Origin of the sequence: Sphaerospermopsis sp. FACHB-1194 (assembly GCF_014696235.1) — a bacterium.
Taxonomy (GTDB): Bacteria; Cyanobacteriota; Cyanobacteriia; order Cyanobacteriales; family Nostocaceae; genus Sphaerospermopsis; species Sphaerospermopsis kisseleviana.
Map to the genome: position 1 here is coordinate 23488 of NZ_JACJPU010000016.1, position 26500 is coordinate 49987.

The 26500-nt window shown below is 36.8% G+C and carries 22 protein-coding genes; 7 read left to right on the plus strand and 15 right to left on the minus strand.

Annotated elements, in window-relative coordinates; all coding sequences use genetic code 11:
- Positions 1 to 133 precede the first annotated feature (133 nt).
- Positions 134 to 328 (plus strand): type II toxin-antitoxin system HicB family antitoxin, encoded by a 195-nt coding sequence (locus tag H6F45_RS11505; protein ID WP_096567665.1) that lies wholly within the window; start codon positions 134 to 136, stop codon positions 326 to 328.
- A 76-nt stretch (positions 329 to 404) separates the two neighbouring features.
- Here the strand turns inward: H6F45_RS11505 and H6F45_RS11510 are convergent, their stop codons facing one another.
- From H6F45_RS11510 to H6F45_RS11520, 3 genes are all read right to left on the minus strand, one after another.
- Positions 405 to 1229, minus strand: coding sequence for a D-alanyl-D-alanine carboxypeptidase family protein (locus H6F45_RS11510; RefSeq protein ID WP_190347242.1), 825 nt, complete (start codon positions 1227 to 1229; stop codon positions 405 to 407).
- Positions 1230 to 1332: 103 nt separating this feature from the next.
- Positions 1333 to 2022 (minus strand): hypothetical protein, encoded by a 690-nt coding sequence (locus H6F45_RS11515; protein ID WP_187039561.1) that lies wholly within the window; start codon positions 2020 to 2022, stop codon positions 1333 to 1335.
- Entirely contained in the window at positions 2022 to 3152 is a 1131-nt protein-coding gene (locus H6F45_RS11520; protein WP_190347243.1) for an AAA family ATPase, read from the minus strand. The genes H6F45_RS11515 and H6F45_RS11520 overlap by 1 nt, the downstream gene beginning before the upstream one ends.
- Positions 3153 to 3342: 190 nt before the next feature.
- On the opposite strand from H6F45_RS11520, the gene mnmG reads away from it, so the two are divergent.
- Both mnmG and H6F45_RS11530 read left to right on the plus strand, forming a co-directional pair.
- Positions 3343 to 5280 (plus strand): tRNA uridine-5-carboxymethylaminomethyl(34) synthesis enzyme MnmG, encoded by a 1938-nt coding sequence (gene mnmG, locus H6F45_RS11525; protein WP_137667394.1) that lies wholly within the window; start codon positions 3343 to 3345, stop codon positions 5278 to 5280.
- Positions 5281 to 5483: 203 nt separating this feature from the next.
- Complete coding sequence (locus H6F45_RS11530; RefSeq protein ID WP_236104051.1) at positions 5484 to 6734, plus strand: hypothetical protein; 1251 nt, start codon at positions 5484 to 5486, stop codon at positions 6732 to 6734.
- A gap of 172 nt (positions 6735 to 6906) precedes the next feature.
- On the opposite strand, the gene H6F45_RS11535 is transcribed toward H6F45_RS11530, so the two are convergent.
- From H6F45_RS11535 to H6F45_RS11565, 7 genes are all read right to left on the minus strand, one after another.
- Positions 6907 to 7503, minus strand: coding sequence for a hypothetical protein (locus H6F45_RS11535; protein WP_096567655.1), 597 nt, complete (start codon positions 7501 to 7503; stop codon positions 6907 to 6909).
- Between the two features lie 86 nt (positions 7504 to 7589).
- On the minus strand, positions 7590 to 8402 hold the full coding sequence (locus H6F45_RS11540; protein WP_096567654.1) for a hypothetical protein: 813 nt from the start codon (positions 8400 to 8402) through the stop codon (positions 7590 to 7592).
- 136 nt (positions 8403 to 8538) lie between these two features.
- Complete coding sequence (gene purU, locus H6F45_RS11545; RefSeq protein WP_190347244.1) at positions 8539 to 9390, minus strand: formyltetrahydrofolate deformylase; 852 nt, start codon at positions 9388 to 9390, stop codon at positions 8539 to 8541.
- Positions 9391 to 9563: 173 nt separating this feature from the next.
- On the minus strand, positions 9564 to 10328 hold the full coding sequence (locus H6F45_RS11550; protein ID WP_190347270.1) for a DUF4340 domain-containing protein: 765 nt from the start codon (positions 10326 to 10328) through the stop codon (positions 9564 to 9566).
- A 112-nt stretch (positions 10329 to 10440) separates the two neighbouring features.
- Entirely contained in the window at positions 10441 to 12144 is a 1704-nt protein-coding gene (locus H6F45_RS11555) for a Gldg family protein (RefSeq protein ID WP_190347271.1), read from the minus strand.
- Positions 12145 to 12262: 118 nt separating this feature from the next.
- A complete protein-coding gene (locus H6F45_RS11560) occupies positions 12263 to 13075 on the minus strand; it encodes an ABC transporter permease (RefSeq protein WP_137667390.1) in 813 nt (270 codons plus the stop codon).
- A 1-nt stretch (position 13076) separates the two neighbouring features.
- Positions 13077 to 14102: an ABC transporter ATP-binding protein gene (locus H6F45_RS11565; protein WP_096567643.1), complete on the minus strand. Its 1026-nt coding sequence runs from the start codon at positions 14100 to 14102 to the stop codon at positions 13077 to 13079.
- 256 nt (positions 14103 to 14358) lie between these two features.
- On the opposite strand from H6F45_RS11565, the gene H6F45_RS11570 reads away from it, so the two are divergent.
- Complete coding sequence (locus H6F45_RS11570; RefSeq protein WP_137667388.1) at positions 14359 to 16191, plus strand: tetratricopeptide repeat protein; 1833 nt, start codon at positions 14359 to 14361, stop codon at positions 16189 to 16191.
- A gap of 496 nt (positions 16192 to 16687) precedes the next feature.
- On the opposite strand, the gene H6F45_RS11575 is transcribed toward H6F45_RS11570, so the two are convergent.
- The 3 genes from H6F45_RS11575 to H6F45_RS11585 form a co-directional block, all read right to left on the minus strand.
- The gene (locus tag H6F45_RS11575; protein ID WP_137668678.1) at positions 16688 to 17143 is read right to left on the minus strand and encodes a DUF29 domain-containing protein; all 456 of its coding nucleotides are present in this window, start codon (positions 17141 to 17143) and stop codon (positions 16688 to 16690) included.
- Between the two features lie 33 nt (positions 17144 to 17176).
- On the minus strand, positions 17177 to 18061 hold the full coding sequence (locus H6F45_RS11580; protein WP_096567637.1) for a CoA-binding protein: 885 nt from the start codon (positions 18059 to 18061) through the stop codon (positions 17177 to 17179).
- Between the two features lie 128 nt (positions 18062 to 18189).
- Positions 18190 to 19407 (minus strand): succinate--CoA ligase subunit beta, encoded by a 1218-nt coding sequence (locus H6F45_RS11585; protein ID WP_190347245.1) that lies wholly within the window; start codon positions 19405 to 19407, stop codon positions 18190 to 18192.
- Positions 19408 to 19996: 589 nt separating this feature from the next.
- Between H6F45_RS11585 and H6F45_RS11590 the strand changes: the two genes are divergently transcribed.
- Positions 19997 to 21991 carry a hypothetical protein gene (locus tag H6F45_RS11590; protein ID WP_190347246.1) on the plus strand — a complete coding sequence of 665 codons (1995 nt, stop codon included), beginning with the start codon at positions 19997 to 19999 and terminating at the stop codon, positions 21989 to 21991.
- A 176-nt stretch (positions 21992 to 22167) separates the two neighbouring features.
- On the opposite strand, the gene H6F45_RS11595 is transcribed toward H6F45_RS11590, so the two are convergent.
- On the minus strand, positions 22168 to 23064 hold the full coding sequence (locus H6F45_RS11595) for a shikimate dehydrogenase (protein ID WP_190347272.1): 897 nt from the start codon (positions 23062 to 23064) through the stop codon (positions 22168 to 22170).
- 326 nt (positions 23065 to 23390) lie between these two features.
- Positions 23391 to 23837 (minus strand): Hsp20/alpha crystallin family protein, encoded by a 447-nt coding sequence (locus H6F45_RS11600; RefSeq protein WP_190347247.1) that lies wholly within the window; start codon positions 23835 to 23837, stop codon positions 23391 to 23393.
- Positions 23838 to 24442: 605 nt separating this feature from the next.
- On the opposite strand from H6F45_RS11600, the gene H6F45_RS11605 reads away from it, so the two are divergent.
- Positions 24443 to 25150, plus strand: coding sequence for a sterol desaturase family protein (locus H6F45_RS11605; protein ID WP_236104133.1), 708 nt, complete (start codon positions 24443 to 24445; stop codon positions 25148 to 25150).
- A gap of 98 nt (positions 25151 to 25248) precedes the next feature.
- Positions 25249 to 26163, plus strand: coding sequence for an alpha/beta fold hydrolase (locus H6F45_RS11610; RefSeq protein WP_137668672.1), 915 nt, complete (start codon positions 25249 to 25251; stop codon positions 26161 to 26163).
- The last annotated feature ends 337 nt before the right edge of the window (positions 26164 to 26500 follow it).

Genomic DNA, 26500 nt, shown 5'->3' on the forward strand with positions numbered 1-26500 from the left:
ATGCTGACGATTAGTTTTACACTTTTATCCTATTTTGCTCACAGTTTTCGCTAGTACAGTATCAAGGGATTCCTTTTAAACTTAATAAAGATTATAGAATTAGGAGTATAGCAGTTACCAGAAAATGTAGGATATGCGCTATCAAGTTAAGTTGAACAAAATAGATCAAGTCTATGCTATTTGGTGTCCTGCATTACCCGGATGCTGGACTGTAGGTGATACAGAACAGGAAGCATTAGAAAAAATAAAATATGTGATTAAAGACTACTTACAAGGATTTGATGAAATTGCTAAAAATGCCGATTTTTATTATATAGATGTACCGTGAAAATCTCATTGGTATTTTGATGTTTGAGTTATGTTTGAGTTATGTTTGAGTTATGTTTTAATTATGTTTTAATTACTTAAATTGGTGTCAACCAATAAGTAATACCGCTTATTATTTTTTCCTGTAAACCAAATTTTGGTAAACTCTCTTCATCCCAACCCAGATAAGTCCAGTGAGGTACATCTTTTGCAACAGTTTGAAACCAACCATTTTGGTTTAATGCTTCTCTTTGTTCTTGGTTAGATACTCTTAAATCAAGTGCTAAACCCCAGAGATGTTGTGAAGTTCCTGGAGGTGCAACTACACTGAGAATATTAGTTTCTTTTCCTTGTTTTACTTGTTCTAAAGTTTGGTTATTTGTATATTTCTGCCAAAATCGTAAATTGGTAGCAAAACTACGTGTACAATCACCAGAATAACCAGATTTTAAAGGTATATCTATGATATTTCTGGCTTGATTAAACGCATCTGCTGCGGCTTTTTGCAGGTAACATTCTTGTGTACCTTCAACTAGGGTTAGTTGTAGATTATCCTGAATTTGTTTAGTATCCTGTTCATTATCTACAATGACTTTTGGTGGCAGTTTAATTTCTGGATTTTGATTAATAAATATTGCACCATAGGCACGGAGTAAGATATATTCATAAGTATCAGATTGGGGAAGATTTTTTAGTTGGTAATTTATAGTATCTAAAAACTTTTTTTGTGCGTTTAATTGCTGATTTGGAATAAATGTTGATACTGATGACTCAGGATTATTTTTGCGGATTGTGATCAAATTCGGCGATGGTTGGTTATATCTAAGATAGAGAATAGTAAAGGTAGTAGAAAATAGGAAGATAATCAGAGTGATTAATGAAATTTGTATTAAATATTTTTTGGTTTTAGGTTGGAGTCTCATGGTTGAAGATATTTTTGATATTGATGATTTTATCCTATATCAAAAATATGTTAGTTCAACATTAACTAAATCAGGAAATCAGGATTTATTGTTGGAATTTTTACTATTGTAATAACTTTAACCTGATTAAACTACAAAATTCTATAAAAGTCTGAAATGTAGGAAGATGGGTATTTTCAGATTTTATCCTATCTATTAGTTGCTGTAGGTAGAATTGTTTGACTACATCACCAGGATTTCTTTTAGAATAGTAAATATTTTTTACTCGAAAGAGTTCTTTTAAATATGCTTCATGAAATTGAGCATGAGTGTTAAAATTTTGATATTGTCCCATTAGTTCAGGACAATCTATCGAAACATCATAATAACGAGTATATTCTAATAATGGTTTATCCTGCGGGTTTCTAGTGTATATTTTACGATTTCCTAAAAACCAAGTTTCTAAACAACGATTTTGGATAATTATTACCATTTCAATATTATCCATGTCTGGTTTTTCTCTTTTCAGAAAATCGTAAATTTCTTGTTTAATTTCACTAACTGTATTTTCTTCCGCATCTAAACAAAGCACAAGATAGTTATATTTTCCATTTTCTTGAATATCTAAAATAGCATTAGGAAGATGATCATAAATTATGGAAGGATATCCATTAGCACTGAACAAATAAAAGTTATTTTTATCTACTTCATCAAAATTTTTAACCTGTTGTAATTCTGGTAAAAGATGTTTTAACCAAGCTGGATAAACTTTGTTTTCTGTTCTTTTACCTTCTACAAGAAAATAAAGGTTCATTATGCTGTAATTCCTTCCTTGTATTCCTCAAGATTCATTAATTGCATAAATGCTTGATGTCTAGATTTTCCTAAGTTTAAATCTTTCGCATCTCTAGCAGTTACTACCCCACCTTTGCGGGTGATGATTTTCCAATGTTCCATCCCAATATTATTGATAATGTAGGGATGGTGACTGGTAATGATAAATTGCAAGTTTCTATTTTCTAAAATTAATTCAGTGAGAATATCAATACAATTAACACCTAAGCTATTTTCAAATTCATCTATTAAAATTACTGTTCCTTCCGCAGATAAATACAGTTCACTGATGTGCATTAGTGTTCTCATCATTCCTGAAGAAATTTGGTGTTGATTAATCCATCTATTCACACCTTTTTCTTGTATATTAACCAAAGGATATTCTGCTATAACTTTAGGTAAATCTTCGTCTTGATCTGGCTCTAATTTTATATCTTCAACTTGGACAAAAATATCTCTAAAGTTGTCTTTGATTTGATTGAATACTTCTGGAAAGTGATTGTATGCTAACGCTAGTTTAATTTGAGTTGGTAAATTACTTTCTTGAAGATCATCTAAATTCAAAGATGAATATTTTTTGGTTAATGGAGCATACTTGATAAAATGAAATGTATTTATAGAAATTGATTGATCACTATATATTATACTATTAAAGCTGTCTTGTACAGGCGAAATATCTTCCTCTTCACTTAATATTGCTACTGCACTTTGAAAGGGGGATAATTTTGGTAGAGTTAAATCATGGAATTTAATTTCTTGATGATCTCTTTGAATAATCTTCTTATCATTTGCTAATAGAACCTCACTGATGATTCTAAATTTATTTTCTTTATTCTCTTCATCATCTAAAAGAGTTAATGAAATCTGTTGTGTTTCAAATTCTCCACTCCAATAATATTCTATACCGTTATTGGCTGTAAAATAAATCTTCCACTTGACACCATTCAATGATTTGCCATTAGCTATATTTTGTAAAGCAATGATAGATTGTAATATTTGAGTTTTTCCTACACCTGAAATACCAACTAAAAGCGTTAAATCAGAAAAAGTAATTGGTTCTAATTGCCACTCTAGTTCACGGTCATAGTAGCTTAATTGATTAATTTTCATGATTTCAGTTGATTGTACATACAAAAGATATCATCTAAATATTATCGGATTTTATATGAACATTCCAGAACTACATCCTGTAAATCCTTAAATCCTGGACATCCTGATTCTGACAACTAACCCAAATATACGCTAAAATACCCACAGTAACTAACTTTTTAAACATTTAACTTTTAATTCCTAACTACTTATGACCATGCAAAATGCTGTTCAATTCCAAGACGCTTATGATGTGATTGTAGTGGGTGCAGGCCACGCCGGTTGTGAAGCAGCTTTAGCTACTGCCCGCCTCGGTTGTCGCACTCTGCTGTTAACCCTTAACCTGGATAAAATCGCTTGGCAACCTTGTAACCCCGCAGTCGGTGGACCTGCTAAGTCCCAACTTACCCACGAAGTAGATGCTTTGGGTGGGGAAATTGGGAAAATGGCCGATCGCACCTATTTACAAAAACGCATTCTCAACTCTTCTAGAGGTCCAGCAGTTTGGGCATTACGGGCGCAAACCGATAAGCGCGAATATGCAGCAGTCATGAAAGGAATTGTCGAAAATCAAGAAAATTTGACAATTCGTGAAGGCATGGTGACAGATTTAATCTTAGGAAAAAATGATGAAATAATAGGTGTAGAAACTTATTTTGGTGTCGCTTTTGAATGTAAAGCCGTTATTTTAACCACTGGTACATTTTTAGGTGGGAGAATTTGGGTAGGTAATAAGTCAATGGAAGCTGGCCGCGCAGGTGAATTTGCGGCCGTAGGTTTAACAGACACCCTTAACCGCTTGGGTTTTGAAACCGGAAGATTAAAAACCGGTACACCTGCAAGGGTAGATAAGCGGTCTGTAGATTACAGTAAAATGGAACTGCAACCAGGAGATGAGGAAGTTCGCTGGTTTAGTTTTGACCCCCAAGCGTGGGTAGAACGGGAACAAATTCCCTGTCACATGACAAGAACTACTAAAGAAACCCATCGCTTAATTGAAGAAAACTTGCATCTATCCCCGGTTTATGGTGGATGGGTTGATGCCAAGGGTCCCCGTTATTGTCCGAGTATTGAAGATAAGATAGTCCGCTTTGCAGATAAAGAAAGTCATCAAATCTTCATTGAACCAGAAGGACGAGATATACCAGAATTATACATTCAAGGTTTTTCCACTGGTTTACCGGAAAATCTGCAAATCCTGATGCTGCGGAGTCTTCCCGGTTTGGAAAACTGCTTTATGTTGCGTCCTGCCTATGCTGTAGAGTACGATTATTTACCTGCAACCCAGTGTTATCCCTCATTGATGACCAAGAAAGTAGAAGGGTTGTTTTGTGCAGGACAAATTAACGGTACAACCGGTTATGAAGAAGCTGCTGCCCAGGGTTTAGTAGCGGGTGTAAATGCGGTGCGGTTTGTGCGGGGGCAGGAAATGATTATTTTCCCACGTGAACAAAGTTACATCGGGACTTTAGTTGATGACCTGTGTACCAAGGATTTGCGTGAACCTTACCGTATGCTTACGAGTCGTTCAGAGTATCGTTTATTGCTGCGTTCAGATAATGCCGATCAACGGATGACACCATTAGGGCGGGAAATTGGTTTAATTGATGACAGACGGTGGGATTTATTTACGAGAAAACAAGAGCAAATTATAGCCGAAAAAGAAAGACTGCATTCGACTAGAATTAAAGAGCATGAAGACATAGGGAGAGCGATCGCCCAAGAAACTCAACAAGCAATCAAAGGTTCAATCACCCTCGCTGACCTGCTACGTCGTCCGGGAATACACTATGTAGATTTAGAAAGATACGCACTAGGTAACGCCAGTCTCAACCAAGCGGAAAAAGAAGGGGCGGAAATAGATATCAAGTATTCTGGATATTTAGCCAGACAGCAAAACCAAATTGAGCAAATAGCTCGTCAAGCCAATCGAACATTGCCAGCAGATTTAGATTATGCAGCAATTGATACTCTTTCCAAAGAAGCCAGAGAAAAGCTGGCGAAAGTAAGACCCTTGACAATTGGGCAAGCAGCAAGAATTGGTGGTGTTAATCCTGCGGATATCAATGCTCTGTTAATTTATTTAGAAATCCGTAAAAACAAGGAGCAGAATGAGTTTTCCTTATTAGCAGATACAAAAATTCATTAAGGATGGGTATAGTATAGGGTGGGGGATCAGTATGATGGACTACAGAGATTTTTGAAGTAAAATTCTGAATCATTTATAAATCACAGTAAAATTTAATACCACTGCCAAATTACTGCCAAATTAAGGTTAGTGGTGTAATTTAAAGAAAGTGATTTCCCGGACATCATTGGGTTTCCTTTCCCTTTCTAGCAGCCACAAAGAAAATGTCTATGATAACAGAAGCCAGCACCCATCTAATGATTTCTGAAGCACTAGAGGACTTACTCCCCAGTGAAGCCCTGTCGATAGAGACTTACGCTGAAGGCTTGATAGATGAACTCTTCACCGATATCGACAACATACTAGATTGTGGTAGAAAGCGCCCTGCTAAAACCATCAGAACAGAATATGTGCCACATAAGCAAACAGTGGCGGTGAAGATGCAAGAAGTTGTTTTGACACAGACAGTACACCGAGCAACCAAAGCGATCGCGCCCATCCAAAAGCCGCAACCAAGTACACTGGTTTTAAATCCTCCCTCTGTCACTGCAATTAGGAAAAGAAATCAAAAGCACAGCGGTGGATTAGGCAACCTGCTCGTGTTAGGCTTAACCTTAAGTGTGGCAATGGTTGGTTCAGTCTACCTAGCACAGCCGACATTATTCACCAATATCACTGCCCAATTTACTCCACACATACCACCAACAGATCAGGTAAAATCACCAGTACCTGTACAACCAGATCCTCATGGTGAATTAGTTAATTATATGTTGCAGGCTTTGGCAGTGATAGACCAGCAAGGCTCTAGCAATGATCAAACACCTGCTAAATCTGGGTTACGTGATGTTAATCCCCAGCAAACAAACGCTTTGCCTTTGCCCAGTAACCAACCTATTGGCACTTTACCCCTACCAGTGGCTGCTAACAATGCCCCACCTGCTCCCAGTCGAGTGACAAATGTGGTAGAGAGAATATATGTTCATGTTCCTGTTTATCAAGCACCTCCAGCTATACGCCCATTACCAGAAGTTTCCCCAATGTCAGCGCAGGTATCACCACCTGGGTTTGTCAAAGATTCCCCTAGTAATGTGCAACAAGCAACCAAGCCCCTAACAGCAAAAAATTCACCGACAACTGTGAAGCGGGCAGATGCTTCTAAGCTACCAGCTACAGCACCACCAAAACTACCTGCGGCGATCGCAACTGCATCATTACCGAAACCAGAAACATTACCAACTACACCCACAACTACCCAACAGGTGTATTTACCCGCCTATTCAGCCGAGTTGGAAGGATTGTTAGAGTTAGGTAGCAAATCTGCGGCTTTGTTCAAAATTGATGGTGTGACTCGCCGGATTAACCTGGGAGAAAATATTGGTGCTACTGGTTGGACGCTAGTAGACGTAAGTAACGGTGAGGCGATTATCCGCCGTAATGGTGAGGTGCGCTCAATTTATACAGGTCAAAAGTTGTGACAGATAACAGGAGACCTGTCCTGGGAGCAGTTACCTGATATAGTTGAACAAAAAATGCTGAATCTTGCAAGAGGAAGAACAGCCTGGCGCAGAACTATTGCTTCAAACCAAAACACATTTGACTGGAGTAAGCATTGACATTAATTGACAAATGTCAACAGTAAGTATCAAGTTAATGCTTATTCACACTAGCCTCAAGAGTTTTTACCTGAGTTTGTAATTCTTCTACTACTTGTAAATGCGATCGCTCTAATAAATAACCAGCCCAAACAAAGCTGCCAGTTAACACTGTCACTACTACCACTAAAACACCAGTTAACAACTTAACTTGAGAGCGAAGCTGTTTGACTTCATACATCTGATTTTGAGCTTGATCAAGAGAATTTAATTTAGTCCGTTGGTCTTCTACTACTATCTCTACTTTTGGGGTTTCAACTTTTTTAAACTGAATTTGGCTTCGCAACCAATCTGTGATCAATTTAGGGCAATTCTTCTTAAACCATTGCCAAGCAATCATTCTGAATGCAGGTTTAGACATTTTGGAAATCCATTTCAGGGTTCTATTGAGAGTGCGAGACTGGAACTTTTGGTTAATCAAATTAGTTGACCCAGCATCATAGAGACAATTCAAGATCAGCTTAACTGTTGCTTCCTCTCTGTAAACCATATTTTCCAACAAAAGCAGGACATCTTGTATCAGTTGTTCTTCTCTTTCGGCTTCTGTAGGCAATTTTGTTAAATCACTTGATGGAGGCAATTGTTTAGACATATTAACTGTATAAATTCTTAATTTTTCATTAGTGCTTTCCTTTAACTATACTGACATCAGAAAGTATTTGCTATTTCCTGGATACGTTAAGATTCAATTTCTTCACAATGGATTAATAAACGTTCCAAACCTTCAGCCAAAGAAATCAAATCTTGCCAAGAGGAACCATTGACTAGATTTTGAGCGTGTGCTAAACGGTTCCGCAAATTTTCAGCAGATTTGAGAAAGCGTTCACCAGATCGTTTTGACTTTAACCCCAATTTATCAAACAGTTCAGGTTGATTTAATACCAATTCCCGCTTGTCGCAAAATTGCAGATAATCTAATAAATCTGTGGCTTCATTTCTTTCTTGACTTTCACGCCATAATTTTTGAGCAGCTTCTAAGCGGTCAGGTTTAAGAACTTTTTGCCATGAATCTTGGGGATAATACAGCCGCACCAGTCGTAACAAATTCATTTCTAGCAGCGTTACCAACCCAAACAGCAACATTCTGACTGGTGCTTTCTGCAAATCACCACAAGTAATAATGCCACTAACATTATTACAGTCTAATACAAATAATCTGGATTTTTGTTGCAGAATTGGCAACAACTTCATCAAGGGTGTAGACATAGCAATGAGTTCTTGAGGATGAAACACTTGTTGATAGTCGCTGCATTTTCCCGATTGGTTTTCTCGTAAATTTTCTCTTAAAGTAGAACGTTCTACATAACCTGTAATACTATCTTCTGTTTCCACTCCGACGACATCAAAATCCTGCAACTCCATCCAATTTATAATTTCTCTCATATCTGCATCAGCTTTGACGGCTTTGAGAGGTTCGGCTACATATTCTATGGTAATACTGTTCTCAAATAAGCTGCGTAAATCTTGAGAACGTGACTTTAGCTGTTTCATTTGTCGTTAACAATAAGACTTGAAACTAGTATTTCATGAAAGTCTGCATTTTGACTGTTAACGATATTGCAGGAGTCGTAGGGGCAGTCAGGAGTCAGGAGTCAGGAGTCAGGAGTCAGGAGTAAAACTCTGTTATTTATTCAAAAACTACGGTTTTATTACCATAGACTAAAACGCGATTTTGTAAATGCGATCGCACTCCCCTAGCTAAAACAATTCTCTCTAAATCTTTACCTTTTCTAATCAAATCATCTACATTATCCCGGTGACTTACCCTAACTACATCCTGTTCAATAATTGGACCACAATCTAAATCAACAGTTGCATAATGGGCAGTTGCGCCAATAATCTTTACACCTCTTTCAAAAGCTCGATAATAGGGATTCGCACCAATAAATGCAGGTAAAAATGAGTGATGAATATTAATTATTTGCGGGAATTGCTGAATAAAATTATCAGTTATTATCTGCATATATTTAGCCAAAACTACCAAATCAATATTGTAGTGACGCAGTAATTCTAATTGCTTTATTTCCTGTTCTTGTTTATTATCTTTAGTAATGGGAATGTGATGATAATCAATACCAAATTGTGCTGCAACTTCCTGTAAATGGGGATGATTACTAATAATTAAAGGTATGTCTGCATTAAATTCCTGTGCCTTTTGCCGCCAAATTAAATCTAATAAACAATGGTCTTGACGACTTACCCAAATTGCAATTCTGGGAACAGTATCAGAAAAATGTAATTCCCATTTAGCGCCTAAAGGTTGGGCGATCGCATTAAAAGCAGCACCAATTAAATCCCTTGGTAAATTAAAACCATCCAACAGCCATTCTATACGAGTGAGAAATAAACCAGCTTCAAAATCTGTATGTTGATCAGCATCAATAATATTACCACCATTAGCATAAATAAAATTAGCAAATTTTGCGACTAATCCTTTTTGATCAGGGCAAGAAATCAGTAAAGTTGCTGTTGGGTTCATTTTAGTTGATAGTTGATAGTTGATAGTTGGTAATTGATAGTTGATAATTGATAATTGATAATTATGAATTATTACTTATTTCCTACTCCCTCTTCCCTATTCCCTCCCTAAACAAATAGATATGGCTTCGCCACGTTACCGCGAACAGAAACCAAACCGGATTCCTATATTAATTATTTAGTATGGGCAGGATTAGGATCTATGGGTATTGGTACAAGGTCTAATTTAGTATCTTGTTCAGCTTGTTTAGCACCTTCCTCACTGGTTTGTTTAGCAGATTTTTCAGTGTTTTGTTCATTAGGTTTGTTAGCAGATGCTTGAGATATTTCTTGCCATTCTGATAATTCCCGATTGACAGCATTAGCGAAATCTTTAGAAACTAATAAAACCTGAGTATTTCCATTATTGTCGATCACAGGATCAGCTTGGGCGTATAAGAAAGTATTGTTAAAATTAGGTTTCCCTAAAATTACTTGATGCGTTTTTTGATTTTTCAGTTTAATATCAATAGTCGCTTGAGGTTTATCTAAACCAAATTCACTCAATTGATTAGGTGAAATTGATACACTACTTTCACTTTTACCTTTAACCAATAAATCCGTTAAATAAGAAACTATAGCCTCTTTTGCTGGTTCTGGGTTAGGAGATTTTGGTAATTTAATTGACCATTTTGGCGCTTCTAGTTTCTGACTCCGTTCTAAATTTAAAGTGTAGTCCTTCGTTTTAATATCTATAGATTGAACATCCTCAACATTAAATGAGAAAATCTGTTGTTTAGTGGTCTGAGTTTGTTGATTTTGCTGATTTACCTGATTTATTTTATTGAGGTGATTTTGTGCAAATTGTTGTGGTTGATTTTTCCGTCTAATTTCATCAAAATAGACAAAACCACTTAAACCCAAGGCTAAAATTACTAAAGTTAAAGTTGTGCGTTTCATTTGGAAATAGGTGACAGGTGACAGGTGACAGAGAAGAGGAAGCAGGTGAAACAGGTAGATAAATTCATAATTATCAATTATCAATTATCAATTATCAATTATCAATTATCAATTATCTTCTTTTCCACCAAATAATAGCGCCAGTAGCTAAACCAATGAAAGGTAAAAGCAACAAAGAAGAAATACTTAATAAATTTGCTTTTGCAGTTGACATGGTGATGCGGCGATTTGTTTGTTCTTTGGGACGAATTGAAAGCGGTTGTTGATCTTCTTGACTTAACCAAGTTACTGAGTTGAGAAATACATCTCCATTTAATTGTTGCTGAAATAAACCATCTCTAGCAAAATCTGAGTTTCCAAACACTACTAAGCGAGATTCTTTGCTGTGATTTTGAGAATTTTCCTCAGTTGGGGAAGCGGTAGGTGTGGGGGTAGGTGTGGGAGATGGGGAAGCGGTAGGTGTGGGGGTAGATGTGGGAGATGGGGAAGCGGTAGGTGTGGGGGTAGGTGTGGGAGATGGGGAAGCGGTGGGAGATGGGGTAGATGTGGGAGATGGGGATGATAGCTTTCTAGTTAATGCTACACCTAAAGTTAAAGGACCTTTTAAATCTTGACCTTCATTAAACTCTAAATTTTCGTTTTGTTGGTCACTTTCTGCCCAACTATTAGGATATGATTTAGTTCTGAGTAAAGGAGTAGATTGAATCTCAGGAATTGGTTCAATGAGAATAGGACGTGCGAGGGGATAGAAAGAAATACCATTACCAAAATCTTTAGTGATGGGATGTTGTCCATACTCTGTAACAGCAGGTGCAGCAGGTCCTAGTCCTAAAGTTGTTCCAGAAACATCAACAGCTAAACGATTATCTAATTTTACACCCCAATCTTGCAATAAGTCATCAATTTTTGGGTCAGTATTAGGGTCAACCATTAACATTAAATTACCGCCACGATTGAGATAATCTTGTAAAGCTGTAACTTCACCTGCTAATAACTCTCGTTTTGGACCAGCGACGACAACAACAGCAGCATCTTCAGGGACTGTAGTTTGTTCTGTTAAACTCAGAGGTAAAGCTGTAAAATTTTTGTCTGCTAATCCTTGAATAGCTTGAGAAATAGCATTTTTAGCATCTGTAAATTCTAGTTCACCGTGACCTTGCAGAAAGTAAACTTTAGCTGTATTGTTACTAGTTATTTGTTGTAAACGGCTAGTTAATCTTACTTCTGATAGACGTTCATATTCATTGACAGTTTGTACTAATTGGCGCTTATTATCAAATTCTAAATAAACTTCGCCAAAAGCTTTCACACCAAATTTTTCTGCTAGTCCTGGTCTGGTTTGAGGGTCGATATATTCAAAGTTAAACTTAGGAGTTTGACGACGATAATTTTCTAGTAATTGTTCATCTTGCAAATTTTGTTCTCTGGTAAATAACCAGACTTTTGCAGGTTTGGGTAAGGTACGCAGTAATTCTTTAGATTGGGGTGCGAGGGTAAATAATTGAGTTTCTGTTAAATCTAATCTTAACTGATACCGTGTACCTAAAAAATTGATTAATCCTAATATTGTTAATACTGCCAAAGTTGCCACTAAGGCGTTAGTTGTAGATACGGTAGAACGTTGTTTCCAAAATTGATTTTTTTGGGCTTGGAAAAATACCCAAACAATGCAAATCAAAAGACCTGCTATGATAAATACTAGAGGTAATATACCCCATGTATCTGAAATTAACCCGACTGTTAAACCCAGAGTTAATAAGAATGGACCCAACAAAAATAGTAGGTTAGCGAAATTTTTTTTAGGTATTTTTTTCATTATTGGTGATTGGTGATTGGTGATTGGTGATTGGTGATTGGTGATTGGTGATTGGTGATTGGTAATTGGTACAAACTTCTTTACTGTCACCTGTCACCTGTCACCTGTCACCTCCTAACTATTGACGTTGAAAACGCAGTGCATCTATTGATTGGGCGGTGAGGAAAATTCCTAAAATAATGTAACTAACAAATAAAATTAAGGCGCTACTATCAAAAATTCCTTGAATTAATGTGTTGTAATGTTTGAGTAGGGATAGATGAGCTAAACTGTCTCCCACCGGACCGGGTATAGCTTTGGATATGGAATCTATTAATAATAGTAATATAACCACAAAAAAGGTAAGGACGGCTGATAACAGTGTGCTGTCTGTTAAGGAGGAAATGAACATTCCTAATGATAAAATTGCTGCTGCTAATAATATTAATCCTACATGACCAAGAATAGGAATAACTGGAGACATGGGAGGATTAGAACCGCTAATGGCTAGGGTTTCAAATCCGAGTAACGGTAATACCATTGTCATAAAAAATGTTAAAACTCCTAATAATTTACCTACGGCTACAGCCCAGTTAGTAACTGGTGATGTGGCTAATAATTCTAATGTTCCCCGTTTGCGTTCTTCCGCATAAAGTCCCATTGAAAGTATGGGTAAAATAAACAATAATAACCAACTGATTCTATCTAAAAATGCCCGGATAAATTCATAGGGTACATCTATGGGCGGAACGGGTACTCCTAATTGTTGTCCTTGGATATCTAAATCTGCAACTGTGGGCAAAATTCCCCCTGGACCTATTAAAATCATCACCAAAAATAAGCCAGAAATAAACCAAAAGATGCCAGCTATACCATAAGCTAAGGGTGATACAAAATAACTTTGTAATTCTCGGCGATAAATGGCAATTATATTAGCGATGATGATACCCATGTTATGCGTTTTCTCCTTCTGTTTCTGGTGAGTTTTTTAGTATAGTTTCTGGTATAGTTTCTGGTGTTTCTTTTGCTGGGGGAAGTAAATTTTTCTCTTCGGTTGTTAGTTGTAAAAATACATCTTCTAAACTAGCACTAACCCGCCGCATTTCATATAAATTAAATCCTCCCCGAATTAATGCGGCTGCAATATCCTTCCCTGGTTCTGTGCCTGGTTGAGATATAACACGCAGTAGGGGACGATGATCATGACTTATCGGCATTGATTCTACCAAAATCACGTCCTTTACATTTTGTAATACCTGTTTTGCTAGGGTAACTTCTCCAGAAATTTCTAACTCATAACCCGAACCTCCGGTTAACTGTGTCATTAAATTTTCTGGGGTGTTGGTAGCTACGACTTTACCACGGTTGATGATGGCTACGCGGCTACAGGTCATGCTCACTTCTGGGAGAATATGGGTAGAGAGGATGATGGTGTGTGTACCGGCTAGACTTTTGATCAAGTTTCGCACGTCGATAATTTGCCGGGGGTCTAGTCCTACGGTGGGTTCATCAAGGATAATGGCCGGAGGATCATGGACTATTGCTTGTGCTATTCCCACTCTTTGGCGAAAACCTTTGGAAAGCTTGCGAATAATGACTTTACGCTTTTCTGTGAGGTTGCAGCGTTTCATAGCAGCTTGCACTTTTTGGGGGCGATCGCCAGCGGATACCCCTTTAATTCGAGCTACAAAGTGCAAAAATCCCTCTACCGTCATTTCGGGGTATAAAGGCGGTGTTTCCGGTAAATAGCCGATTTTTTGCCGCACTGCTAAAGAATTTTCATGGACATCATACCCGGCTATTTTGGCTGTTCCTTTGGTCGCTGGCAGATAACCGGCTAAAATCCGCATGGTTGTGGTTTTACCCGCACCGTTGGGACCTAAGAAACCTAAAATTTCTCCAGGTTCTACGTTAAAGGTGACATCGGTTATCGCTGCGGTAGAACCATATATTTTACTCAGATGTTCAACTTCTATCATTGGGATATTATTGGTGTGATATATGTGATATGTGTTAGCGATCGCGGAATACTAGGAAGGAATTTCATTTACCAACATAAATAATATTGACATTTTCTCTAGATTATTGGGGACCTGTGAAAAATATAATACATAATATACATTCTCGATCTAAGTTTGAACCTTTACTAGTCACCCAAACCATTAAAAATAGTCACGTTACGTTTTATAAAATTAGATAAAATTAGAATTGTTGTACTGTACCCTATTAGCTAAAGTGTCTGAATCTTTACCTTTGCGCGATCGCTACCTGGCTTTAATTGATCAAATAGTCGAAACCACCCTCAAAGGCAAAATTAGCTCCGTAGAACAATTGTACCAAATGTTACTTCAAAGCATTGCTTCCGGTACGGGAGAAGTGTTTGAGTTAGCTTTGAGCGATCGCTTGAATACCATCCAAACAAAAGTAGACAGCGAAACAGACGAACTCAAAAAAGCCAAAGCCACCCGTAGTTTAAGAGCAATTAAAACTATTCAAACACAATGGCAACGCTGTCAAGAACAAAACAAAGCAACCGAAATCATAGCTTCAGCAGTACGGGAAATTACCATTGCTAGTAATGAAGAGCGTTTAGCCGTATTCCTGCGCTACACCGATCCCAATCAAAAATATCCCTTAAATTTATCACAACTACAACAAATAGCCAAATCCTTACAGCAATTTGGTGCAGCTAACTCAGATTTAACACAGATATCCACAGGTATAACTCAGGCGATCGCCGCTTGGCAACGCATCCAAGAAAACCTCCTCAGTTGGATGTATGAACAAAAAACCTCTCTCGGTTTTGGTGGTGTACCTGGTGAAAAAGGACCTTGGGCAAGTTGGGCGAAATTAGTCAAAAGCGAAATACCACAATCATTTTTTCAGACTTTAGCAATAGAACAATCTCCAATAGAATTTACCCAAAAACAACAAAACCTTAGCTTCAGTGATTGGGTAGAATTAACAATAGTTTTACAATTCTTACAACGAGGTTTAGTTAGTTGGTTTGATAAACAAGCTTATGATATTCAAGCAGGTCCAAAATTATCAATTTCCACATTTTTAACCTTTGCCATCATTTGGAGTCAACTAGCAAACGGTTGGCAAAATCAATCAATAATATATAGTAATGGCGCTTCACAAATAATGTTACAAATTTTGCGAACCTTTGCCCAACGTCCCTATTTTCCCCTTTATGGTGGAATTTTTGCTTCTTTTTCTGGTAGTTATTTACGGGATGCACTCGATTATTTAGATGAACCTCTACGTTCGGCAGCAGGAACACAAGAAAAAGCCAGAATTTTAACATTATTAGGTTACTCTCAAAGAGCTTTAGGCAATTATCCGCGCTCAATAAATTTCCATCAACAAGCTTTAGAAATTGCCAGAAATGCTCAAGATACAACTTGCGAAATTGCTAATCTTAACCACCTCAGTCGTACCTATGTCCAAGAAAAAAATTATGCTGAAGCAATAAATAATAGTCAAAGAGCATTAATATTAAGTAGACAAACAGGAGATAAAACCGGAGAAACTAACGCCCTGGTAAACTTAGGTTACAGCGAAGTAATGCAAGCACAGCAATTAGAAAACACTGAACCAGAAGTTTATGAATCTGCTATTAATTATCTAGAACAAGGTTTAAAATTAGCCGAAAAAATTGGGGATATTCAAACTCAATCTTTATGTTTTAGTAGTTTGGGAATTGCCTATTTAGTCACTTCTCAATATCAAGAAGCCATCAAATATTTAGAACTGGGTTTTAGAACTGCCCAAGTTTCCGGGGATTTATATATTCAAGGTCGAAATTTAGCTTATTTAGCAGAAGCTTATTATAACCTGCTCAATTTTGAAAAAGCCATTTATACAGGTAGTTTGGGAATGTATCTATTAGAACAAATTTCATCTCAAGAATGGCAACAACCCGCAGGTTTATTAACCACAATCAAAAGACAATTGGGAGAAGATAAATTTCAAGTTTTATTGCAACAAAACCGCCCTAAGATCATTTCTGTTATTGGTGTAGATGGCTATGATTATTTACCTGATTTATTAGCAAGATATTAGTTACACCATATTTCATCTGGATGAGGTACACCAGGGCGGGCAGGATGCCCACCCCACAAGAGTTTTATTTTTACCCCACATTCCGCAGATAAAATCCAATTCTGAATAATTATCACGAAAGATTCAGGGTTGTACAAACTTTACTCCAAAAATATTCTCAATAAATGAGATAAATTCCTAATAAACATTTTATAGTTCCTTTGAACTAAAATCCTGAAAACCCTTACCAAACAATGTTTTTGGAGATAATTATTTTTTTATTCTCCGCTTATGCGGAATGTGAGTTTTACAGTTATTTTCAGGTAAATAAACCACATTTTGATTTAGGTTTCGCGTCAACAATGTAGGCGCGTTCGCGAAGCGTGCTGGAAGCATCAGCATTCGGACAATTAATTATCGGTTTTTACCTAATACTATCATCCGAATGCTTCGCCCTGACTGTGGTCTAAAGACAATTCATTAACATGAAACTAAAAAAAGTTGGGGATCTTATCCTTTAATTATTTTTGGGAAGCCAGTTAATATCAAGTAATTGTTCGAGAGTATAAGGACAATTTTCTGGAAATGAAATGTTATAACCTGTCTTTTGTCTTACATATTTGAGTGCTTTTTCATAAATTATGGATTGATTTTCCTGTAAATGATTTTTGAAGTTTTTGGTTAAATCTTCATTGATTTGAGTCCTAAAACTCAAAATTTCTGCTTGCCAATGATTAGCATTATAATCATATTCATTATGCCAATATTGCAGTAGCAGTAAATGTCTGATAATTTGTTCAAGGAATCTTTCTAATGTTTTCTTTTCTCGCCGACTCAATTCTTCTAATTCCTCAATTAAATGATCCTTGTCTAATTTTTCCCATTGGTTTTGTTTTAAAAATTTAATCGTTTGTTCTAACCATTGATCATATTCAATCTCATAAAGAGATGCTAAATCATCTGTGATTTTCATTGCTGATCTCTACCTAATTTGCTTCTTATACTTTCAATTATGTATTACCTTCTTCAACAACTGAGGAATTTGAGCAGGATATTCAGCCACAGGAACTTGTGCAGCTTGGAAAGCCGCTAATTTACTTTGAGTCGTGCCAAAATTGGGATCACGTTTCACAACGGTTGCTATATTTCCTGTTTGATGCCAATATTTGTTTGGCGGTGCGTGTCTACCTGCAATATAAGCAATGACTGGTTTATCAATAGCTTCAGCAATGTATCTTGCAGCATTTTCTTCACTTTCTCCCCCTGGTTGGCCGACTACAACTATTGCTTCTGTAGTTTCTTCCTCATCCAGAATTTGCAACCATTGAGAAAAGGAAGAACCGACAATAGCATCACTACCAATACTGACACTAATCGACTGACCTAAACCAGCTTTGGTTAATTCCCAGGCTACCTCATAAGTCAGGGTACTACTACGGCTAACAATTCCCACAGATCCAGGGGTGTAAAATTCACTAGGTTGAGTGCCTAAGAGAATTTTACCAGGAACAATAATTCCTGGACTGTTAGGACCTACTAGCAAAATTTCATGACTTTCTGTAGTGCGGAGTAATTTCACCATATCTAAAGGTGGTACACCAGCAGAAATAATAATTATCTGTCTAATATTAGAGGCGATCGCTTCTAAAGCTGCATCCAAAACTTGATAAGGATGGACACAAATAATGGTTGTATCAATTTGGCCAAATTTTGAGATAGCTTCCTCTACTAAGTCAAAAACTGGCAAACTGTAGATTTTCTTTCCACCACATCCAGGATCAACACCAGCTACTAAATTAGTGCCATAAGCCTTCATTTGAGCAATATGAGTTGCTGATATAAATTCACAAAAACCCTGAATTAAAACTTTACTGTCTGGTTTTAAGTTCATAAAATTTAGTTATTGGGAATTGGGAATTGGGAATTGGGAATTGCGAATTGGGAACAGGGAACAGGGAACAGGAAAAGAGAAATTTTTAATTTTTAATTTTTAATTGCTTTGTTACCTGTCACCTGTTACTACTTCTTGTAAGCTGGTAACTTAGCTAGACGGACTGCTTGTTGAACAGCCTCATCTAAATTTTCTACTACTATCAGCGTCTCAGTTTCAGCTTTGAGTTGAGCTAAATATTTCCTAGCTTGATCAAAATCAAAACCAGCAAGACGGACAACCAACCTGGGTAAGTTTTTCGGTTTATATTTACTTCCGTTAGACGTATAAGATTTGAGTTCTTTTGGATCTAGTTGGATAAAATTAGCAATTACTTCTGGCATCTGAGAAACTTGAGGAATAGAACCCAAAAAGTTAATCAGAATCACTTGAATGCTTTTATCAGCAGCCAACATTTTTAAACCACTTTCCAGGCGATCGCAAAATGTCGTCGGTTCAGTATCAGTCAAGAAAGAATGTCGTAAATTTAAAGATACACCTGGTTTACCACCCGCATTAAAAACTGCATCCAAGGTTGTCAACACCGAACCCGTACCATTGCCCAATATACCTATTTTGCCGTGTATTTCTAACCCATCCCAATTACCCAAGATACTGTTGATCTTGCTATTTTTATGACGGCCAATCATTTTTGCCGCCATTTTGGCTATTTCTGGATGTCGGTTAATTGCTCTTTCATTAACTCTAACTTTACCATTGAGTGCCATAACTTGCCCAGAAACACTAACAGCTAGAGGATTTATCTCTACTAAATCTAAGTCCTTCTGCACAAATAACTTATACATTTTTTCTACAATATCACTTACCGACTGCATCAGCGCACCCTGTAAGCCCATTTTCAAACCCAGTCTTCTGGCATAAAATGGCGAAAATTCCTGTTCTACCACCACATATTGCATTTTCTCCCCTGGAGATTCCCAATCAATATCTGGTTCTTTGCAACCTAAAAGCACTGGACGACAGATAGCGGTATCTAAAACTACGGCCAGATAAAATTCATCCTTGGCATCATACTTAGTTTCTGCCAGTAAAACCTCTGGCAATTCTCCCCAAATTGGTAAATTAAAGATATTTTGGGCAGCTGCGATCGCATCAATGGTGGTTTCCACAATTCTGACTCCACCAGCTTTAGCCCGTTCATCTGCGTGTACTTGCGATTTGAGTACAATCGGATAGCTAATTTTTAAACGTTTTAAATCTGTAGGATGGTCAATTCGTTGAGATGGTAAAACAGGAATGCCCATCTTATCAAACCATTCTTTAACTTGGTACTCCAATAAATCCATTGGTACACACCTTGTATTAACAATTTCAAATCTAATTTTTATTGCTGTCTCATCGTTTGCACAGCACTTTATTTATATAATCACGCTTCGGTTTGCTAGAAAATTGATTTGGCAAGAATCAATTTTATCGAATTAAGTATAAGTAATAGTGGTACACTCAATTCTCAAACCCCAACCGCTGCTATTTGGTTGATTAGACCTTTTGATCCTCCTTGGTCAACTTGCCAGTCTAAAAAATTACTTGGATCTTCTTGTATATTTTTTCCTGGATAATTTATACTCGCATTTGTATTGTCTAATTTATGATCTAGTAGTATAAAAAAGCAGAATCCTAAACCATTGCTGCTCACTCGCTTTCTGGTAAAAGATGGAACTTTGTGTTAAAAACTAGTTCTCTGGGACAGGAAACCAAGGTTCAGCCTTGAGCAAAATCAAATACTTATATATTAAAACACCAGTATATGATTGGGTTTTGTCAAACAGTTAGTAAAACCATCTATTCTGAATGTGACAAAGACCAGAACTTTATTTCATCTACTCCAAGATAATAAAAACTATAAAACTATATACAACATTAGCAGTAGACATTATGAAAGATAAATTCCCAAAAGAAGATATCCAGCATTTAACCAGTATTTTACAAGAAAAACTACTGGTAGAACTTCCATCTGTCCCAGTTCTCCAGGTAAGATGCGCTGTCCAGAAAGACGCACTGATGATTTTAACTCAGCACCCTCCAGGTATAGCAGTTGATAGCCAAAAAATCTTTGCCATCCTTGAGGAATCGCTCCAGTGGCAATCTCAATATCATGATCAAAGGGTGCAATTTTATGTCAGGGTTTCAGGAGAAAAACTACCCTATACTAAACATTCAATCACTATCAAGGCTAAGAAAATACAGAAAGAGCAGCAAATTACGTCCCTGGAAACAAGCAATGGCTTTAATAACGGTGCTGCTAAAAACCAGCTAACTTTTCCCCCACTGGAAATTCCTGATCTCTCATCTCCTGTAACCGATGTTCATATATCGGATCATCCATTTAGTTTACTAAAAGATGATCATATCGCGGATCATCCATTGAGTTCTCGAACCGAAGAAAATATTTCTGATTCTACCTTTAGTTCCGATCTTTCATTTGGCTCAGATAATTCATTAAATTCAGATACCATACTAAGATCAGAGGCATTATTTAACTCGGATGCTACATTTAGCTCAAATAGCTCATTGTTCAATGAGAGTGAGAATGAGTTAGCCGAAGAAGAAAAATTTGACCCATTTGCAGGGACAGAAAGCCTAGCAAAACGCAAAAGACAGCCGATATCATTACCACTCCCACCTTTACCCATCCTCTTAGGAGGAGTCTTGGGAGTGACTGTCATTTGTGGAGGCGGTGCTTTTTTTCTGAATCGTGCTTGTGTGATTGGTGAATGCAAAGAATTACAAACAGCCGATCAGTTAAAAAGCAACTCTCAGCAATCAATCCGTACAGCTAAATCTACACAAGAACTAATAGCATTACAACAGCAGCTGGATAAAGTTATTTCTGATCTCAAAGTAATTCCCCAATGGTCTCCACGTTATCAGCAAGCGCAGGAACTAGCTGCCAGTTTTTCTAACCAATTAACAAAAATTAACTTAGTAATCAAAGCTTTACAAGCCGCCGCCGCCGCAGAGCAAAAAATTCAAACTCCCGCAACTAGCTTAGATGAACTTCGCAGCAGACAAATTTTATGGAGACAAGCAATTATACCACTGGAAGCTATTAAACCTAGTCATGAACTATATAGTTTGGTGCAGGCAAAATTACCCAAATATCACAGCAATTTAAAAGCGATCAATCAAAAGTTACAGAATGAAGAATCATGGCAGAAAAAACTTACCACAGCCAAAACTGTAGCTAATTCAGCCAACCAGCGTCAAGCTACTGCTAAATCCGGTAATGATTGGCAAAGAGTACAATTTGCTTGGCAACAAGTAATTAATGATTTGAAAAGTATTCCCGCCACCAGCACGGCAAATGAGGAAGCCAAAAAACTGTTAGCGGAATATCAACCAAAACTCATACTGGCACGCAACCGCGCTACCAGAGAAATAGCAGCAGCCTCCACTTTTCAACAAGCTACCAACTTTGCAAATCAAGCTAAAGTATTCGAGGCGAAAAATCAATGGACACAAGCAATAGCATCTTGGCAACAAGCTATACAGACGGCTAAACAGGTTGCTCAAGATAGTTCCATCTATAATCAAGCACAGTCGCTCATTCAAACCTATTCTACTAGTTTAGGACAGACACTGGAAAAACAGCAACTCTATGGTAACTTGGCACAAAGTCAGGCTGATTTAAGCAAAACCTGCGTCAGTGGCATACGTTTATGCACTTTCACAATTGAAGAACAACCCAAAGGACGTATTATTGTCCGTTTAACCCCGGAGTATGACCGAAGACTGCAAACTCCTACTCCTGATATACAAAATCACTTCCAAACTTTGCAACAGGCTTTAGGAGTCATCAGTGAAAATGCCAACCTCCCCCTATTTCTCTACAATTCCCAGGGAGAAGAAAGGTATATGAGGAATCCGTAATAATTCATAATTGGTGACTGGTGACTGGTGACTGGGGAAGAAAATTTTAGATTTTAGATTTTAGATTTTAGATTTTAGATTGGAATTGACAAAAACAATCCAAAATCCAAAATCCAAAATCCAAAATCCAAAATCCAAAATTGAATTACCAATTACCAATTACCAATTACCCATCCCTAAAAACCCAAATAATTTTGTAAAGCTTGGCGCATTTCGGTTACAGGAATTTCTTCATTTTGTAACCAGATTTTTAATGCTGCTGCACCTTGTTGAACTAGCATTTCTGAACCATCAATGGGAATTGCACCTTGTTTTTCTGCTATTTGTAAAAATTTTGTTGGTTTGGGAATGTAAATTAAATCATAAGCAATTGCACCTGAAGGTAATTTAACCATTTCCTCTGCACTTAAAGGAGATTCATTGACATGAGGATACATCCCGATGGGAGTAGTATTTACTAACAAATTAGCTTGGGGAATTAAATTTGGTAATTCTTCCCAAGTGTGAACTTGAAATTTATCTGCAAAGGGTGAATTTTGCCAACTTTCATTAAATGCTTTTAACTTATATATGTTCCTTCCTACTATATGAATTTCTGAAAACCCTAGTTGAATACAACCAGCAACAACCGCCCTCGCAGCGCCACCATTTCCTAAAATTACTGCGGTTTTCTGACTCCAATCTTGATGATAGGTGGTTTGTAAAGGTGCGATAAACCCTTCTACATCGGTATTTGTTCCTACCCAAATGTCACCTTGACGAGTGACGGTATTAACTGCACCTATAGCTTGAGCAATGGGGTAAATTTCTGATAATAAAGGTATTATTGCCTGTTTATGGGGAATTGTTACACTAAAACCGACAACACCAATAGCTGCAAAACCGGCGATCGCAATTTCTAAATTTTCTGGTGCAATAGGAAAAGGTAAATAAACATAATCTAACCCTAATTTACTCAAAGCTGCATTGTGCATCATTGGTGACAGGGAATGTTCTACAGGATGGCCAATAACTCCCAAAAGTTTAGTTTTTCCAGTGATTTTCTGAAGATAATTATTCTCTTGCTGATTCATAAACATCATGTTTTTTAAAAAACGTATTGCAATTATACTTATTTTTGGTAACTTCCCCAAAAAAATAACCCGGTTGCATTAAACAACCAGGCTAAATGCCAGATATTAAATGAGATTAAATTAATACATCAACCCAAACAACACTTGACACTTCCACTTCATCACCGATGATGAAATAGTCAATACAAAAGTAAGGGTAATTCATGAATTACCCCTACGCAAAAATCAGGTTTTGAGTTCAATCTTGCGTAAGTCAAGTCCTAAAATATGTTGACTCATGTACGGGTTTAGCACTGCTAAACCCCTACTGAATCCTTACCTAAATCTTAATTTTCACCCAAGTTTATTTTCACAACTTTGTTCTTTTCTTCCACCAATTTGGGTAAATTCAGATGCAAAATACCATCTTTATAATCGGCGGTAACTTTGGTATTTTGAATAGGTACAGGTAGAGGAATTACACGCTGAAATTGACCATAATAAAATTCACTTTTGGTTTTAGCTTTATCTTCTTCTTTGTGTTGAAACTTCCGTTCACCGCTAATAGAAACTGCATCTTCTGTAACTTGAATATCTAAGTCTTTAGCTTCCATACCAGGAACTTCTAACTTGAGAATTACTGCATCATCAGTTTCAATTATTTCCGCAGCAGGAATTTTCGGGACATTAGTTAACTCTTTCAAAGTATTAGGTATAAATCCTTCTACTAAAAGATTAACGCGACGTTCTAAGGTGTCGATTTCTTTCCAGGGGTTGTAACGAATAACTGTCATATACTTTTACCTCTATATTGTTGGTTGTTTGTTTGTTTGAGTTGTTTTTATCAACTCTTTGATTATTATCTTAGTGAGGTTCAAAAATAATGTAAATCCGGTTTTTATCACTTATTAAATGATGATTACCGAACCGATATTTTCGATTATAAATATTTTCGGTTTACGCGAATATTTCTGGTTCGGTTTACACGACAAATATCAATTGAAAATTAACCAGATGGGTGGCTTTGATCAAAAATTCACCTCAATACTTTTCCATTAATTGTCAGTTAAGGTTTTAATCCCCCCAACCTCCCATTCAAAGAATGCCTAAAAATCCGTTTGTTTCCCCTTTTTTCAGGGGGATAATGGGGGATATCCAATATTTACAATACGTCAGTCTCGTTAACCGAACCGTATTGCTGTGAGCTTAATTAGTTTATTAATTGTTTAAATAAGTAAGTAAGTAAATAAATAAATAAATTGACTGTTAATTATCATACATGATATATTATACAGGTGCATACAATTTTATTGAATGATTACGAAATAAATCAAAAATTAAAACACATAAATTTATACGTTTTAACACCATGCTACCTATAATTACGGAATTTAGCATTTTGACTTTAGTCATATTTTTTTCTCTTTCCCTGCGATACCTGATTGTATCTTTCTTGTTATATTGGTTGCTGTGGATTCGCAGACCAGAGTCTTGGGAAAATCGTCGTCTTCAAGATATCAATAGACGCAAAAACAAAATCTCCACTGAAATTAAATGGTCAATTTTATCCTGTCTTATTTTTTCACCCTTAGTTGCTTTGACGATGAAAATCATAGAAACTGGACATACCAAAGTTTATTTTGATCCTCTAGGATATGGGTGGTTATATTTACCTTTAAGCCTGTTTATATATTTGTTTTTGCACGACACTTATTTTTATTGGACACATTTCTGGCTACATAACCCTAAAATGTATCGGCGGTTTCATAAGGTCCATCATGAATCTATTAACCCAACACCCTGGACTTCCTTTTGCTTTGATCCATTTGAGAGCATAATTCAAGCAATTATTATTCCCATTTTGCTTTTGATCATTCCCATTCACATTAGTATGTTAGTTTTGTTATTGATCTTGATGACTTTATTTGGCGTGATTAATCACACAGGTTATGAGGTTTACCCAAGTTCCTGGATGCGCGGTTTTTGGAATCAATATTGGATTACACCTACCCATCACACTTTGCATCATCACAAGTTCAATTGCAATTATGGTCTTTATTTTCGCTTTTGGGATAAGTTGATGAAAACAGATGTGATGAATAATTAGTATTATATAATATAATACGTAAAAACTGTAGAAATTTTCATTTTATACAGTAAAATGAAAATAAATACATCAAAAAACACTTAACTTTAATTTAGATAATGCAGACAAATATAGCACCCTCTACAAATCCAATTTCCGGAAAATACTGGCAATGGCGAGGACACAATGTATACTATGTACAAGCGGGAGAAAAACAACCCCAGCGCCCCTCTTTGCTTTTAGTACATGGCTTTGGTGCTTCTACTGATCACTGGCGTAAAAATATTACTGGACTTTGTGCAGATTTTCAAGTATTTGCTATTGATCTTTTAGGGTTTGGACGTTCAGCAAAACCGAAATTACAGTATAGTGGGGATTTATGGCGTGAACAACTGCGAGATTTTATTAGTGAAGTCATTGGTGAAAAAACAGTTGTAGCGGGTAACTCCCTTGGTGGTTATGCTTGTTTATGTGTGGGTGCAAAATATCCTGATTTGGTTGCGGGGGTAGTATTACTTAATAGTGCAGGTCCATTTTCGCAAACGGAAGGGGAACAAGTGCAAATGCAACCTGCACAAAATCCCTTACAGAAATTAATTGGTAACACTGTCAAATGGACTTTTAAACAACGTTTATTTCAGGCTTTATTATTTCAATATGTGCGTCAACGTTGGGTAATTCGTCGTACTTTAGAAAAGGTTTATTTAGATAAAACTGCAATTACTAATCAATTAGTTACAGAAATTCAACGTCCAGCTTATGATCCAGGTGCTTTAGATGTTTTTGTGTCTGTTTTTAGCACTCCCCAAGGGGAAAAAGTTGATGTTTTACTCAAGCAATTAACTTGTCCTTTATTATTGTTATGGGGTGAAGCTGATCCTTGGATGAAAGCGCGGGAACGTTCCCAAAAGTTCCATGAATATTATCCCCAATTAACAGAATATTTTATCAATGCTGGTCATTGTCCCCATGATGAAGCACCTGATCAAATAAACCCTCTTTTCCGCGATTGGGTTTTATCTATTACTAATTGATAATTGATAATTGACAATTGACAATTGACAATTGACAATTGATAATTGACAATTGATAATTGATTCATTCAGGGTTTAAAGCTTCCCCTTTTTTATGGGGAAAAAGATAAAAGCTTGCCATTTTTCCATTCAATCCTCTTCCTTCTAGAACACCGATTCATTAATCGTAAGGGCGAAGGATTCGGACAGAATATGAACTGGTTTCAGCGATAGGTTATGACCCGAATGCTTCGCCCCTACAAGGTAAAAACAGATTACCTAGCATTACTGAATCGACGTTCTAGGGAAAGTTAATTGTCAATTGTCCATTGTCAATTGTCAATTGATAAAAACCTAA